This window comes from Streptomyces sp. CNT360 (assembly GCF_000424785.1).
In genome coordinates this window covers 1-15,029 of the sequence record NZ_AUKO01000018.1, presented here as the reverse complement: position 1 = coordinate 15,029, position 15,029 = coordinate 1, and the positions used below count along the sequence as shown (strand labels likewise).

General features: G+C 71.1%; 11 protein-coding genes and 3 pseudogenes. 5 read left to right on the top strand and 9 right to left on the bottom strand.

What is annotated here, in order from left to right:
• Positions 1-109 precede the first annotated feature (109 nt).
• Positions 110-1,005: pseudogene (locus H297_RS36650) on the bottom strand (oxygenase MpaB family protein).
• Positions 1,006-1,499: 494 nt separating this feature from the next.
• On the opposite strand from H297_RS36650, the gene H297_RS36645 reads away from it, so the two are divergent.
• Positions 1,500-3,725 (top strand): MGH1-like glycoside hydrolase domain-containing protein, encoded by a 2,226-nt coding sequence (locus H297_RS36645; protein ID WP_037794379.1) that lies wholly within the window; start codon positions 1,500-1,502, stop codon positions 3,723-3,725.
• 238 nt (positions 3,726-3,963) lie between these two features.
• Here H297_RS36645 and H297_RS0116005 read toward each other — a convergent pair whose 3' ends face one another.
• The 3 genes and pseudogenes from H297_RS0116005 to H297_RS0115995 form a co-directional block, all read right to left on the bottom strand.
• Positions 3,964-4,545: a hypothetical protein gene (locus H297_RS0116005; RefSeq protein ID WP_027737882.1), complete on the bottom strand. Its 582-nt coding sequence runs from the start codon at positions 4,543-4,545 to the stop codon at positions 3,964-3,966.
• Positions 4,546-4,696: 151 nt separating this feature from the next.
• Positions 4,697-5,598 (bottom strand): annotated as a pseudogene (locus tag H297_RS36640) (transposase).
• A 206-nt stretch (positions 5,599-5,804) separates the two neighbouring features.
• Entirely contained in the window at positions 5,805-6,149 is a 345-nt protein-coding gene (locus tag H297_RS0115995) for a monooxygenase (protein WP_027737881.1), read from the bottom strand.
• Positions 6,150-6,318: 169 nt separating this feature from the next.
• Between H297_RS0115995 and H297_RS0115990 the strand changes: the two genes are divergently transcribed.
• The 3 genes from H297_RS0115990 to H297_RS0115985 all read left to right on the top strand — a co-directional run bounded on the left by H297_RS0115990 (position 6,319) and on the right by H297_RS0115985 (position 9,271).
• Positions 6,319-6,894, top strand: coding sequence for a cupin domain-containing protein (locus tag H297_RS0115990; protein WP_486589534.1), 576 nt, complete (start codon positions 6,319-6,321; stop codon positions 6,892-6,894).
• A gap of 399 nt (positions 6,895-7,293) precedes the next feature.
• Positions 7,294-8,220, top strand: a complete 927-nt coding sequence (locus tag H297_RS44280; RefSeq protein ID WP_486589533.1) for a winged helix-turn-helix domain-containing protein — start codon at positions 7,294-7,296, stop codon at positions 8,218-8,220.
• 229 nt (positions 8,221-8,449) lie between these two features.
• Positions 8,450-9,271 carry an NPP1 family protein gene (locus H297_RS0115985; protein WP_027737879.1) on the top strand — a complete coding sequence of 274 codons (822 nt, stop codon included), beginning with the start codon at positions 8,450-8,452 and terminating at the stop codon, positions 9,269-9,271.
• Between the two features lie 54 nt (positions 9,272-9,325).
• Here H297_RS0115985 and H297_RS0115980 read toward each other — a convergent pair whose 3' ends face one another.
• From H297_RS0115980 to H297_RS36635, 4 genes and pseudogenes are all read right to left on the bottom strand, one after another.
• Entirely contained in the window at positions 9,326-9,970 is a 645-nt protein-coding gene (locus H297_RS0115980) for an SUMF1/EgtB/PvdO family nonheme iron enzyme (protein WP_078514191.1), read from the bottom strand.
• Between the two features lie 468 nt (positions 9,971-10,438).
• Positions 10,439-11,125, bottom strand: coding sequence for a ribonuclease H family protein (locus H297_RS0115975; protein ID WP_037794377.1), 687 nt, complete (start codon positions 11,123-11,125; stop codon positions 10,439-10,441).
• Between the two features lie 145 nt (positions 11,126-11,270).
• Positions 11,271-12,125, bottom strand: a complete 855-nt coding sequence (locus tag H297_RS0115970) for a GNAT family N-acetyltransferase (protein WP_027737876.1) — start codon at positions 12,123-12,125, stop codon at positions 11,271-11,273.
• A gap of 255 nt (positions 12,126-12,380) precedes the next feature.
• A pseudogene (locus tag H297_RS36635) lies at positions 12,381-13,316 on the bottom strand (GlxA family transcriptional regulator); the annotation flags it as partial.
• A gap of 72 nt (positions 13,317-13,388) precedes the next feature.
• On the opposite strand from H297_RS36635, the gene H297_RS0115960 reads away from it, so the two are divergent.
• Positions 13,389-13,724 carry a cupin domain-containing protein gene (locus H297_RS0115960; RefSeq protein ID WP_027737875.1) on the top strand — a complete coding sequence of 112 codons (336 nt, stop codon included), beginning with the start codon at positions 13,389-13,391 and terminating at the stop codon, positions 13,722-13,724.
• A gap of 39 nt (positions 13,725-13,763) precedes the next feature.
• Here the strand turns inward: H297_RS0115960 and H297_RS0115955 are convergent, their stop codons facing one another.
• Positions 13,764-14,345 carry a dihydrofolate reductase family protein gene (locus tag H297_RS0115955; protein WP_027737874.1) on the bottom strand — a complete coding sequence of 194 codons (582 nt, stop codon included), beginning with the start codon at positions 14,343-14,345 and terminating at the stop codon, positions 13,764-13,766.
• Positions 14,346-15,029 lie beyond the last annotated feature (684 nt).

Below are 15,029 nucleotides of genomic sequence, written 5' to 3'. Positions count from 1 at the left end.
CGTACGCATTCCGCCGCCCCAGCACACGTGCAACCGGTGCACCGGGACCGGACCGCGGCCCCTCTCACCCGCCCACCCCGCCCCGGCTGCCGGGGCCGTCGCGCCTCCCTTACGCCTGCCGTGGAGGGCGGGCGGCTCGGGGCGTGCCCACGTCGGACGGTGGCGGCGTCATCGCCCCGCGGATGGTGCGGGTCACCGTCCGGGCACCGGCCCGGGGCACCCGTGTGCCCGGCACGGAGAGAGGGCGCAGCCCCGACCGCGCCCGGGCCCGGTCGGGCAGCAGCTCGATGGCGCCCAGGGCGAGTGCGCTGTACGGCAGGCGGACGACGGCGGGGAGAGGAGGTTCGCGCAGAAGGAAGCGTGCGGCGTCCTTGGCAGGCGGTGTGGCCCGCAGGTACGGAAGACAGCCGTCCAACCGCTGACGGAGTTCCGTCCGGTTGCGCGGCGGCTCGTCGGCCCCCAGGGCGGTGGCGACCTGAGCGGCGTCGGCAAGGTACTCGTCGTAGGCATCCGGACCGAGCGGACGGGCGCCGTAGAGGTGGTGGGCGTGCAGGAAGAAGTAGACCTCGGCAGTGTGGACCCAGGTGAGCAGGCGCGGGTCGGACGCGGGGTAGACCTCCCCCTCCGGCGTGGTACCGGGGATCTGCTCGTGCAGGGTGCGGACCCGGTCGACGGCCGCCTGGGCGTCCTGCGCGGTCGCGAAGGTGTCGTGGCCAGGAATGTGCTGGTGCGCTGCAGACGTCCCCACGGATCGCTCCGGAAGCCGGAGTGGCCGGCGACTGCCGCCATGGCCGGCGGGTGCAAGGACTGCAACAGCAGCGCTGCCAGACCGCCGACGAACATGGAAGCGTCCGCGTGGACGACGCGGATCGGCCGCCCGGGGTCGAATCAGCGCGGTCCGGGCCTGTGATGGATCCGTCTGCGACGCGCCGGCCCCTCCGAGCCCGCCACACGCGCGAAGACGGCACCCACGATCCGCGTGCGCAAGGTGCCGGCCGGGTGCATGCCTGTCGTCTACCCCGGTCGGCCTCTGTGCCTCCCCAGCCGACTCGGCCGCAACGACTCCGATGACACACCGCACGCACCGGGCCCGAGCGGTGCCCCGGCAGTCACTTGCCTCCTCGGCCCCTACGCGACGGCGCACTGGGCTTTGCGGACTGTCTTTGCAGCGTTTCTTCGCGGCTGCTTCGTGTCTGTGCGGCCACTCGGTGCCGCTCCCGCGGCGGGGCGCGTTCCGCCGGTCTGGACGGCGTGGCTGACCGTGAGTCAGTGGGCGACGGTGGGGCACTGTGACACGGGTGCGCAGGGACGACTGGTCCGCTGTGATCGATCAACCTCTTGCCACCGCACGAGTGAACTCATAGGTTCGCTTTCGGAAAATGAATGTGAACAGGCCCGGCAGCGCCGCCGGGGCGCCGGGTGCGGTCAATGAGTGAACGCATGACACGTGGCCGACGCCCGTACCGCCGCGGGGCCGTGGAAGGACCGGGAGCCGCGCCATGTCGGATGTCACCAGAAGGGGCTTCGCCGCACTCTCACTCGCGCCGGTCGGCGCCGTAGCACTCAGCGCGACCCCCGCGTTCGCGGCGCAGCGCCCAGCGGGCGGAGACGGGCCGGAAACGGAGCGGCACCCGGGGCGTCCGCACGGAGACCGGACCGACGAGCTCTCGGATCTGCTGGACCTGCGTGGCTTCCCCGCGTCCGCCAAGCCGCCGGAGAACAATCCGCTCAACGCGTTCGCGGACCTCGGTGCCTGGCACGCCTACGGTCTGCCGGATCCGGCGGCGGCCCGGAAGCACCTGGGAACCGGTTCCGGCTTCAGCGGTCCGCTGTACCTCGCGGAGGAGTACCCGTGGTACCTCAGCCGGGCGTTCACCCGGTTCGGTCTCACCGATGAACCCACCGGCAAGCGGGTGGACCTGAACGGGGGCTCCGCGCCCCAGGCACACAGTGCCCCCGGACGGCTCACCCAGCACTGCACCGTGTCCGGGCTCGACATCACTTTGACCCTGCGCTACGTCAGCAACCGCACCGCGCTGGTCACCGCCGAGGTGGACAACCGTGGTGACACTGCGCGTACCGTGCGCGCCGACTGGTCCGGGGCTCTGCTGCGGCACACGGAGGAACCGGTCCGCAGCGCGCCCCACCTGTCCGCCACCAGGACCGGTGTGGCCGTGCGCTTCGCGCGTGTGCGGGACTACGAGCAGTACCTGACGACCGACCAGGCGCGCTTCGAGGTACGGCACGCGGACCCGGTGCACACCACTGTGCACGCCGACCACTACCGCACCACGGCACGCCGGGCCCGGCGGCTGGGGCCCGGGGAGCGCGCCGTCTTCGCCTGGGTGGAGAGCTACACCTTCACCACCGCTGAGCGGCACGCCGACGCGGAAGCGGTACGCAGCGCGCTGAGGCATCCGGCGCGGGCCGCCGACCGGTCCGAGAGCCGCTGGGGCGGATACCTCACCGAGGCGCTGGCGCAGGTGCCGCAGCACCGGCGACGCCCGGCGGCCAAAGCCGTGCAGACCCTCGTGACCAACTGGCGCAGCCCGGCCGGTCTACTGAAGAGGGACATCATCACCCCCTCCCTCACCTACACCGGCTTCGCCGGCGGAGCCTGGGCCTGGGACTCCTGGAAGGAGGCCGTCTCCACCGCCCTGTTCGCTCCGCGCCTGGCGGCGACCGCGATCGAGGCGATGTTCGACTACCAGATCACCGAACACTCCGCCCAGCGTCCGCAGGACGCCGGGATGATCCCCGACGCCGTGTTCTACAACAACGTGCGCCAAGGCGGCATCAACTGGAACGAGCGCAACTCCAAGCCGCCGCTCGCCGCCTGGGCGGTGTGGGAGGTCTACCGGCGCGGCGGCGACACCGGGTTTCTGCGCCGGATGTACCCCAAGCTCACCGCCTACCACGCGTGGTGGTACCGCAACCGTGACCACGACGGCAACGGCCTGGCCGAGTACGGCGCCACGGTGGACCCCGCCAACGACTCCACCAAGGAGCGCCGCGCCGCCGCCGCGTGGGAGAGCGGCATGGACAACGCCCCGCGGTTCGACGACGTGGCCCTCTCCGCCAACAAGGACGCCGGCGGCAGGACGGTCGGCTACTCCCTCCGCCAGGAGTCCGTCGATCTGAACTGCTACCTCGCCGCCGAGAAGCAGTACCTTGCCAGGGCCGCACGCGTGCTCGGACACCGCACCGAGGCGGAGCGGCTGCTGCGGGAGCGCGCCGTGCTGGACAAGCGGATCCGCTCCCGCATGTGGGATCCGGACACCCGGTTCTTCTACGACCGTGCTCTGGACGGCGGCCCCCGAACCGGCGCCGGCAAGGGCATCGAGGGCGCCGTCCCGCTGTGGGCCGGGACTGCCACCGCCCGGCAGGCGGCCGGGGTGCGCTCGGCACTCACCGACGAGGAGCAGTTCGGGACCCCGCTGCCGATGCCGACAGTCGCCCGGGACAACCCGGCCTTCGACCCGACCGGATACTGGCGCGGACTGGTCTGGCTCGACCAGGCGTACTTCGCCGTCCTCGGCCTGCGTACCTACGGTTACCACCGGGACGCCCGCAGGATCACGGAGAGGTTGCTGACCCGCGCCCACGGGCTGCTCGGCGACGGCCCCATCCACGAGAACTACGACCCGCTGACCGGCCGGGGCCGCAACTCCAGCAACTTCTCCTGGTCCGCCGCGGCCCTGCTGGAGTTTCTGCGGATGACGTGAGCCCGTCGTGCCCAGCCCGTCGCGGTCGGCAGCACGTCGCGGAGCCGCGGACCGCGGTGTGCGCGAACCGCGGCGGGCCCTCGTCCGGGCGCCCTGGCCGTAAGACGTCGATACGATCCGGCCCACGACGCCCGGCACCTGGTACGGGCACGGTTCGGTGGCTCACGCATCGGGGCGAGGTTTCGTGTTCGTGCAGCTGGGGCGGTGCTACGGCGGTATCCCCCGGCGCCGGATCGCCTCAGGCCCAGAACCCGCTTCCCGTACCCGTACCGAGCAGCCACAGCAGCGTGGACACCACAGCCCCGAAGCCCAGCCAGGCGCCGAGGCGGGACCGCGCTGGTCCCGGAGCCATGACCGACCGACCGGCGAGACCACCCAGCATCACGCCGAGGAGTGCGAGCCCCAGCGCACCGACACCCCGCATCGTGAGATCGCTCTGCCCCTGGTCGTCGGTGCGGAGGATGCGGACAGGGCGGCCCTGAGCCGGTTTTGTGGCATGCGCCTCGAAGCTTTCGCCCTTCTTCGTCCCTTCGGTGTCGTGGCTTTCCTCCAAGTCGACGGCGGGCAGCTTCAGCTTCCCGTCGTCGGAGCGGAAGTCGCCGTAGCAGGAGGTGCTGGGGCCCTGTTCGCTGCCGCCGGTGCGGTCGCAGCGCTGCAGGGTGAAGACACCGGGCCTCCCCTCGGTGACCATGCTTTTCGGGTCGTAGTAGTCCGTCTTCAGCAACCCGATGCCGGACACCAGTGCCAGTGCGGCGCCGCAGGCGATGATGCCCGTCTTCGTGCGCCGGGGAGGTGGGGAGGTCATGTCGACCGCAGCCATGTGTGACTGCATACGAAACTGCGACGCTCCGCTCTCGCCTGTCATGCGACTCCCCCGAAGATTCTTACCGCACGGCACCTGCCACCTCGAAGTCTAACGAGCTGGTGCGTGATAACAGGTGAGGTGCGTCTGTCCCGGTCGTGGCCTGCTGTCAGGCGGTGATGTTGCGGTCGGAGACAAGGCCGGCGATGGCGCAGTAGGTGCCGGGCAGACGGTCGCGGCGGTGCATCCAGCGGGTCAGTTGCTTCCAGCGTTTGTGTTCGGCGAGGGCATGCTCAACGGTGATGCGCTTCGATGAGTGCTCGTGACGGGCTCCTTCTCTGGCCGCGTGCACATGTGGGAAGGCGCCCTTGTCCGGCTTTCTGGGCGGTATGACGGCTTGGCCGGGGGCGCGTCTGAGTCCGAGACAGCCGTCGTCCAGCAGCACTTCCGCCTTGGGAAAGTGTGGAAGCACGCGGCGATGCCCCCGTTGCGGGCGGCGGTCGCATCATGCATCCGCCCGGATCGTAGGGCCTCGGTCCATAACGTGCGGCCCTGCTCGTCTGCGATGACGGTGGCCTTCATGGTGTTCTGTTTCTTCTTGCCCGAGACGAACGCCCGTCGCCCGCCGCGGCCGGCCAGTGGCCTGCGGACCTGGACCTCGGTGGCGTCCAGACGCAGGTCGATGCCCTTGGCCTGGGACACGTCCGCCAGCGTGCGCAGACGAAGCCCGGGTCGGTCGGGTACCGCGCATCCGCGTGAGACCAGCAGGGCGCGAATCTCACCGATGGCGCGGATGACGGTGGAGCGGTCGACGCCGAAGAGCAGGCCCAGCACCGAGTGCGGCAGATCATGGCGCAAATGGATCAGAGTGGCCCCCAGCCGGTCAACGAACACCAGCTGGTGACGGGCGCCAGCGCCCACAGCCCGCTCTCTGGCCCCACCTCGTGCAACGTGACAGCGCCCCTTCGAGGCCGGCTTGCCATGACGCCTCCCCCCCCCCGGCCGACAGGCGGGATGAGCCCGAGAGAGCCCTGTGAACAGCCGATGCGCCGGCACCGTCCGATCGATCATGACCGCCACATCCGGATCATGCCATCAGCCAGCTACGACGCCTCACCCACTATCACGCACCAGCTCGTGAGGCGCGCCGCCGCCTGGGCCCCAGCACATCGATCCCAAGGTGCTGGCAGCGGCCGAACGGCAGCTCTGCGACGGGATGCGCAAACTGGAAGGGAACTTCGCCGACGGCTGCCAGGCCAGGAAGAAACTCCGTCGGTTCAGCCCGGCTGCGGTCCGCGTGTGATCTGCGAGAGCACAGGATTGACGCGGAAGACCCGGCCCCGGATGCCCGACATTCCCCAGGAGCGGAGCCGGGAGGTGTGCTTGTCGAGGTAGGCCCGCGCGTCCTTCTCGGTGCGGAAAGCGTAGACGCCGCCCGCTTCCCGCGTCTCGACGCTCTCCGTCCACAGCTTCCAGACGAAGCCGGGCTCACGCGTGATGGTGTGCGCCAGTTCCTCGTACGCCACAGCCATGTCGGCGCCGAAGGGGCCCTCGGAAGGGAAGTCGACCTGGACGAGCCAGGCAGCCTCCTCGGACGGGGTGGTCGGGGGGAGGAAAGTCATGTGTCTCACCACTTCGTTCGGGAGGCAGTCATCCCACCTCTGGGTTCAATATACTGCACTGCCATCAGAATAATGAAACGCGTGTCTACTCGCCGCTCCTTGGGCTTCTAGGATGGTGCCGGAGCGCCGCCGCGTAAGCGGCCCGGAACAGGACGAGGAGGGCGGCAACGTGGCCGAAGCCGACGAGAGAGGCGTGGATCAGCTCGGGCGGCGGCTGTCCGCGCTGCGCGCCCGCGCCGGTTTCACGATCTCGGCCCTCGCCGCCTCGGCGGGCGTGAGCCAGGGACTCGTGAGCCAGATCGAACGAGGGGCGGGCAACCCTTCGTACACGACCCTGATCAAGCTCGCCGACGCACTGCAGGTGCCCGTGGGCGCCTTCTTCGGGGGCGCCGAGCATGCTTGGGAGCCCGTGGCTGTCGTCCGGGCGGGAGACCGCCGACGGCTGTCGCTGAGCGACGAAGGCCTCGTCTACGAAATGCTCACCCCCTCTCTGCGCGGCCGCCTCGGCATGATGCGCGCCGAGATTCCGCCCGGGTACAGCAATGCCCTCGCGCCGTATCGGCACGAAGGCGAGGAGGTGATGCTGCTGCTGGCGGGGACCCTGCATGTCACAGTAGGCGGCAAGGAGTCCGTCCTGGAAGCGGGCGACGCGATCACCTACGACGCCTCGGTGCCGCACCACCTTCACAACAAGGAGGCCATTCCCGCCGTCATCGTCGGGGCGATGACCCCGCCCTCCTTCTGACACGGCCAAGACCTGGCTGTCGCGCCCCCGACCCGGAACACTGGACACCGCCATCCATCGGGGTCACCTGGACGCCGGCCGATGCGACAAACGCGCCCAGCCTCGACTGGACGAGACGGACGGCCGTACGTACGCGATCACGGCGGCCGGGATCTGCCTCCACGGCGCCTACTCCGCGGGCCGGCTACGCACCACCCAGCCGTTCCCGGCCGGCGACCGTACCGGCTGCCGAGTTCGCCGCCGCTCAGGTCAGCGGTACCGCGCGCACCCACATCCCTCGGATACCCGGATACCGTCCGGACGGCATCCCGAAAACCTAGGCCGGCTCCGCATCTCGGCGCTCCTCAGGGGCGAGATCGAATGAGATGACCTCTACTTCTTTGTTCGTAAGTTCGGTGAATGGGATGGCCTCGTGGGTGGGAGGCTGTCGGGGTAGCTTGTCGACCTCCGACCGCTGCGGCTGGTTCTTCTCTTCCTCCGTTGCCACGGCCTCAGTTGGCGGAGGCGTGTGGAGTTCGGGCAGTCGAGTTGTTCGAGGGCGGCGCCTTGAACGCGCAGATCGCGACGGCGGTGGGCGAGTGTGCCGAGAGCGTGCGGCGTTGGCGGCGGCTATGGGAGCAAGGCGGTGCTTCGGGCCCTGCCCAGACGGGCAGCCACCGGACGCCTACCCAAGCTGGACGACATCCAGGGCGAGATGGTCGGAGCCACACTGGAGCAAGGTGCCCGGCCTCATGGTTTCGCAGCCGATCTGTGGACCCTGGCACGTGTCGGTACGGTCGTCACCCGGGTGACGGGGTGGTGTTGTCGAGGACGTCGGTGTGGCGGCTGGTGACCAGCCGGCTCGGGTGGAGCCTGCATCGGCCCCAGCGGCGGGCGGTAGAGCGGGACGAGTCGGAGATCACCCGCTGGATCGCCCACGAGTGGTGCCGCGCATCGAAAAGGGGCCGTGAACACACGTGCCCGGATCATCTTTCTCGACAAATCAGGCGTCTCCCTGCTGCCTCGGATCCGCCGCACCTACGCGCCCCGAGGACAAACCCCGCTCCTGCGCCACCGGCTGAACTGGAAGCGTGCGTCAATGGCCGGGGCCCTGGGTCCACCACTCCACCGACCCTGATCGCGGGCCCGCCTGTGCTTCCACCTCAAGCCCGGCAGCTACGACACCGCGTCCCTCATCGAGATCCTGGAACAGATCAAAGTGTTTTACCGCGGCGAGCCAGTGGTCCTGGTCTGGGGCGGGCTGCCCGCCCCCCACTGGAGCCGGGCGATGCGGGCCTGGGCCGCCGAACAGGACTGGCTCACCCTGACAAGGGGTGTCGGACATGACAGGCGCGGGCAACAGTTGGTGCCGTCGTTGCGGTTCCCGCCGGTCGACGACACCGCCGGGGGAATGTCCCGACCGTCGGCGTACATGTGGTGGACGTGCGGAAACTCGACGGGCGCAACAGCACCCGGAGCACGCGGGGTTGTGCGGGCAGGGCGGAGCCGCGAGGGTGAATGCCCGCGTGAGGTCATCTCACGCAGCGCCACTCTCCCCCCACACCTGGAGTGATGCATGACAGCTCAACACGTCGCACCGGACACCTCTACGGCCCCGGCGCCCGCCCGCAGGAGGCAGCGCGTAGCCGGAACGCTCGGCGTGGCGGTCGGCGCCCTCGCGTTGGTGGTCGGGTTGCCGGGCACAGCTCTGGCCGAACCGCCGGGCGCCCTGCCCACGAGCGCCTCCGAGCTGGAGAAGAGGTTCCAGCCGGCGTACGACTACGACAAGGACGGCTGCTACGCCACGCCCGCCATCGGCCCGGACGGCACCCTCAACGGCGGGCTCGCGATCGGCGGCGCGGAGAACGGCCAGTGCCGCGACGCGTCCGATCTGGACAACACCAACGTGTACTCCCGCAGCAAGTGCAGCAACGACTGGTGCGCCGTGCTGTACGCCTCCTACTTCGAGAAGGACCAGGCTGCTCTCGGCGGCGGCGCGGCAGGGCACCGGCACGACTGGGAGCATGTCGTGGTCTGGGTGCACGCGGACCAGGTGGAGTACGTGTCGACGTCCCGGCACGGCGGTTTCGACGTGCACAAGAAGGCGGATCTGCCCTTCGAGGACACCCACGCCAAGGTCGTCTACCACAAGGACGGCGTCTCCACCCACTGCTTCCGTGCCGCCAAGAACGACGGCGGCGACGAACCCCCGGAGAACCACAAGGGCACCTGGCAGTACCCGGCGTTGGTCGGCTGGGACGGCTACCCGGAGGGCCTGCGCGACAAGCTGGTCCAGGCGGACTTCGGCTCGGCCAAGCTCGGTATCACGGACGAGCGTTTCGACCAGCACCTCGCCGACGCGAAACCGTCGGACGTGCCCTTCGACACGCACGCCTGATCCGCTCGGGGCTGCGCCGAGGACGGGCGCTCGGTGCGAGGGTGCGACGTCGCCTCACCCGGAGCGCGCGACGCGGAAACCGACGTCGTCGATCCGGAAGGTGGGGTGGCTGCGCCGTCGCACCGATGCCCGGCAGCTCCAGTGCTCGTCGGCCCATCCCCCGCCGCGGAGCACGCGATAGCTGCCGTACACCTCGGCGTCGTAGAGGTCCCAGCACCAGTCCCACACGTTGCCGAGCATGTCGTGGAGGCCCCAGGCGTTGGGCTGCTTACCGCCGACGGGACGCGGCCGTCCGGACGAGTTGCCCTGGTACCAGGCGACCTCGTCGAGTTCCCCGTACCGCGGACCGGTGGTGCCCGCGCGGCAGGCGTGCTCCCATTCCGCCTCGGTCGGCAGCCGGTATCCGTCCGCGGAGGTGTCCCATTCGGCCGTCTCGGCGTCGCGCTGGAGCCGGTACGCGGGTGTCAGGCCCTCGCGCCGGGACGCCGCGTTGCAGAACTGGACCGCGTCCCACCACGAGACGCCTTCGACGGGAAACCGGTCACCTCGTGCGCTGCCCGGTCGCCGCCCTGTGACGTGGGCGTACCAGGCCTGCGTCACCGGGAACGCCGACATCCGCAACGGCGCGACCTCGACCGTCCAACTGCTCCGCGTCCGCCGGTCCGCGAGCGTCACCCGCCCCGGCGGGACGGCTACCAGTACGTTCTCTGCCTCCGCTTCCACACCCGTCACCCTACGGACGGCGTTGTGCAGGCGCGCGGCGAGGACAGGTCCGCCAGCCGCAACAGTAATGAGCGTCGACGCCGTTGGGCGCTGACGTCGTGGCCGTTGACGCCGACCTCGCACGCTGGAGTCCCCTGCATTCCGCACGCCTGGTGTACCCCCTCGCACTGACACGCGCCGTCACCACGACGGGCTGATCGGCCCCTGGTGCGGCACAACCGGCAGCAGCCCGGCGTGGACGCCGCGCGGTCGGCGGTACGGACGGCCGGCGCGCGCCACGTCGTGACCACGGCACGTCGTCCTCGACGCGTGCGCCAGGTCCGCACGAAGCGGCGCGACTGCACGGGCCTCGTCCCGCCCGGTGCAGCCGTCCGGCGCGGGTCCGGGTGGCGCCGGACGGACGGCGCGGGGGCCCGCACGGCAGCCGTCGTCGTGCCCGTCCGGCTACGAGGCGGCTCCCTCCCGGCAGGCCCGGTGGCCCCAGCCGGAGGCGATCTTGCCGATCTCCTCGCCCACCTCGTAGCGGGAGTTGCAGTGGCCGCAGCGGCCAGGGAACTTGGCCTTGATCACCGGTCCCGCGCCCTTGCGCTGGGGGCGGCGTGTGCCCGTCGTGCGGGAGCGGGCCGCACGCGGCTTGTCCTCGGTCGCGGGGCTGGGCCGCGGTACGTCGATGGCGCCGTGGGCGGTACCCGCGGGGGCCTGCTCGGAGGCCGCGACGCTCGCTGCGGCGTCGGCGATGGCGTTGAGCGGGTCACCGTTCACCTGGTGGGCGAGGACGTGCTGGAAGACCACGTCCCGGCCTTCGAGCAGGGCATCGATGCGCACGACGAGGTCCTTGTTGGCTACGGGCTTCTTCGACGCGGTCTGCCATCCGTTCCGCTTCCACCCCGCGATCCACTTGGTGACCGCGTTCATGGCGTACTGCGAGTCCATCCGGATCTCCAGCGGTACCCCCGGGTCGGTGGCCTCCAGCAGTTCGGCGAGCGCCGTGAGCTCGGCCACGTTGTTGGTGGTTCGACCGAGCGGGCCCGCCTCCCAGGACTGCGGGGTGCCCGTCGGGTCGGCGAGCACCCACGCCCAGCCTGCGGGACCGGGATTGATCTTGGCGGCACCGTCACAGGCCGCGACCATACGTTCTGGCATGCCTCGATCATGCCAGGCCGCCGAGCCCAGCCGGCACGCCGCCACGGCGGCCACGCCCACCGGAGCCTTACCGGCTTCAAAGGGTGCTGCGGGGCGCGACGGACGACGTCGGTACCACTCGTGACCGGTACGCCTAGAAGTCGTACACGGCGAAGTCCGCGACGGGGCGGTAACCGATCCGCCGGTACAGGCCGTTGCTGGTGGGATTGGCCAGGTCGGTGAACAACAGCACCTGCGACGCGCCGTCCGCCAGGGCCGCCCGGCTGACGGCGGACGTCACAGCGCCCGCGTACCCGCGCCCGCGCAGGTGGGCCGGGGTGTAGACGGGGGCGACCCTGATCTGTCCGGCGACCTTCGGGGTCCTGGCTGCCATCGAGACGGGAGCACCGTCCGCGGTCTCCCACAGCATCACCCGCCTCGAGCGGATGCGCGCGTCCGCCCAGGAGGCGGCGTCCCGGGGAGCGGGCTCTCCGACGGTGGCGCAGAACTCCTCGTACCACTGCGCGAGTTGCCCCCGGTCCTGTGCGGCGGCGACCCGGCTGCGGCCCTCCGGTTGCGGCTGCGGAGGCGTGAGCGTGCCGAGGCGGTGGAGCCGTTGGCGCTTGTCGAGCCCCGGCGTCGCTCCGGTGTGCCGCTGCCACGCCTCGGCGAAGGCGGCAGCGGTGCTGCGCTGCGCGGTGACACCGGGTACGGGGGTATCGAGGGCGGTGAGGTGACCGGCGAGGGCGTCCGCCTCGCCGGAGGTGAGAGGGCTGAGGTACAAGCGGTGGGGCGGGGTCCGGAAGTAGGCAGCACGCGCCTCGCCCGCCTCCTCCAGGACGCCGAACACCGGTGCTTCCGTGCCGTACGCGTACGGTCCGCGGGTGCGCAGCGTCTCGGTCACCGTCAGGAGGACGGTGTGCAGCGAGGGGCGCGAGCACAGGAAGTCGCCCGCGCGGGCGAGGAAGGTGTCGAGGTCGTCGATGCGGTGCCAGTCGTCCGGGCGCATGTCTCATCCTCTCGCGCGGTCGCCGGTCGCGCCCGTGTTTTTCCCGTCGGAGCGCGCCCGGTGACGGATGTCGCGCTCGTGAGCCCGGTCACCGCCCGGGATTTCGCTCGTCGCTCCTGATTCCGTCACCGCTCCCGGCTTCGGTCCCGGCCCGGCAGTTCCGTCCCGGCCGGTGGCCGGGCAGCCGTCCGGCGGCTCGGGGCCGGGTCCGCTCTCACGGGGTGGGCAGCAGGCCGGTGCCGCTGGACGGGCCGCACCGCACCGGGACGCCTGCCGGTAGGCGCCGGGGGTGGTGCCTACCAGGGCCCGGAAGCGGCGGCGCAGATTGACGGCTGAGGCGAGGCCGACCCGGGTCGCGATCGCCTCCACCGGCAGATCGGTCTCCTCCAGCAGGGTGCGTGCCTCAGCCACCCGGCGGGACAGCAGCCACGCCCCGGGACTGGTACCCACCTGCTCCGCGAAGCGCCGGGTCAGTGTGCGAGGGGAGAGACCGACACGGGCTGCCAGGTCGCCCACCGACAGCGGTGTGCCGAGTCGCGCGGCGGCCCATGCGAGGAGTCCGTCCAGTGTCTCCTCCGCGGACGGCGGGTGCGGTCCCGCCGGCACGCGACCTGCTTCACGGTGCGGCGGCATCACCATGTGCCGTTCGACGAGGGCGGCATGAGCGGCGCCATGGTCCCGGCGGACCAGGTGCAGGCACAGATCGATGCCCGCACCTGCACCGGCGCTGGTCGCGATGTCGCCGTGGTCCACGTACAGCCGGTCCGGCTCCACGCGCACCTGGGGGAACTCACGCCGCAGTTGGGCGGCGCGCGCCCAGTGAGTGGTGGCTGTGCGTCCGTCCAGCAACCCCGTTCGGGCCAGCGCGAACACTCCCGAGCAGATGGTGACCAGCCGGGCGCCCCGCGCGTGCGCCCGCAGCAGCGCGTCGCGCACCTGGCCGGGCAGCGGCGCGTCCACCGGCTGCCAGCCGGGGACGAGCACGGTGTCCGCGGTGTCGAGCGCCGCCAGCCCCAGGGAGACGAAGATCGCGTACCCGGCCGACGTGGGGACGGGGCCCGGGCTCTCCGTGCACACCTGGAACGCGTAGTGCTGCGGTACCCCGGGGCGCCGCGTCCCGAAGACCTCGACGGCACAGCCCAGTTCGAACGTCGACTGCACCGGCCGCACCAGGGCCACCACACGATGCATGACGGAAAAGTACCCCACCGTGTCGTCCCAGGCTCTGTCGGGCCTCGGCCCACGTTCGGCACCGTGTGGCACATGCAAACCGACATTCTCGCCCAGGAGGGCTACATCTCCGTCTCGGTCGACGACTCCCCCGTGCGTGAGCTCTTCCCCGGGATCCGGCTGCGTCCGCTGTGGCGTGCCCCGTCAGGAGCCCACGCCAACGTGCTGGAGATGGACCCGGGTGCCTCCTGGCCGCACCGCGACGTGCACGAGCCCGGCCCCGAGGAGGTCTATGTGGTCGCCGGTACCTTCAACGACGGCGCACGCGACTATCCGGCCGGCACGTTCCTGCACGCGCCCGCGGGCAGTTGGCATGTCCCCGCGACGCCCACCGGCTGCACGCTGTTCCTCTTCTACCCGGAGGGCTGAGCCCGCAGGGACCGTGTCACGTCCGGGAACGGTGCTCCGTCACGTCCGGGAGCGGTAGTCGGCGACGAGGACGCCGCTGTCCGTCCGGGTCACGTCGGCGACGTCGAATGCGGCCGGGGCGAAACCGTCGTCGAACAGGCGGCGCCCGGTGCCCAGGACGATCGGGTGGATGCAGAGCAGGTAGGCGTCGACGAGGCCGAGCGGAGCGAGGCTGCGGATCAGCGCTCCGCTCCCCATGATGTGCAGGTCACCGCCCGGGGTGTCCCTGAGTGCGGCGACGGCCGCGGGGACGTCGCCGTCGAGCACCGTGGAGTTGGGCCACGGGAGGGGGTCGGTCAGAGTGCGGGACGCGACGTACTTGGGAGCGTCGTTGAGGGCGGCGCGGAACGGGCTGTCCCGGGTGTTCCAGTAGGTCAGCACGTCCTGGTAGGTGCGGCGGCCCAGGAGGTACCCGCTGCCGGCTGCCAACCTTCGCCCCCACTCCCGGTGGATGGCGGCGTCGCCGGCCCGCTCCGCCGCCCAGCCACCATGGGTGAACCCGCCGCGGGTGTCCTCGTCGGGGCGGCCGGGACCTTGCATGACGCCGTCCAGAGTGACGTGATCGATGACGACGATCCTCATGGTGCTCCCTGTCTGCTGACCGTTCCCGTGCCTGCGTTCGGACCGACCGTGCCCCGACCCCTCGGCTGTGTCCGGGCTGAACCGGCCGAGGGGGCGGGCGGCGCCGGGGCCGGTCCCGGGGTCCACATATGGAGTATCCGCCCGACCGCCGGGCTCTTCCCGTCGACTTCCGGGCGGCGCGGCAACGGACGCTTCGGAACGGTGGCCGGCGAGTCGAAAACGGTGACTGTCTGCATGCAGTCACCGTTCCTGGCGTAGGCAGCAGCGGGCCTCCGGGGGCCCGCTTTGTGAGGGTGCCCATAGGAGCCAGGTCACGTACGAAGCGGGTTCGCAGGTTCCGTGTGCGGGGTGCGGGGGTGGGGGCGGTGCGGCGCGTCGGGGTGGGGGTTGGGGACGAAGCGGGGTCGTAGGTCACACAGTTGTCGGCTCGGGGAGCCGGTTTCCAGGGTGGGTGCCGGATCGCGACGAGAGCCGGGGTACGCCCCGCACGACGCGGTCGGATGTGTCCCCCTTTGAAAGGCATCCCCCCTTCACATGCGTACTGCTCTGCGCAACCGCAAGCTGACCACCGGCCTGACCGTCCTGGGTGCCGCCGGTATCGCCACCGCCACCCTGACCGGCACCGCCCACGCCGCCGACCAGCCCGAGCACGGCAAGCCCGCCGCCCAGACCCGCCAGCTCCCC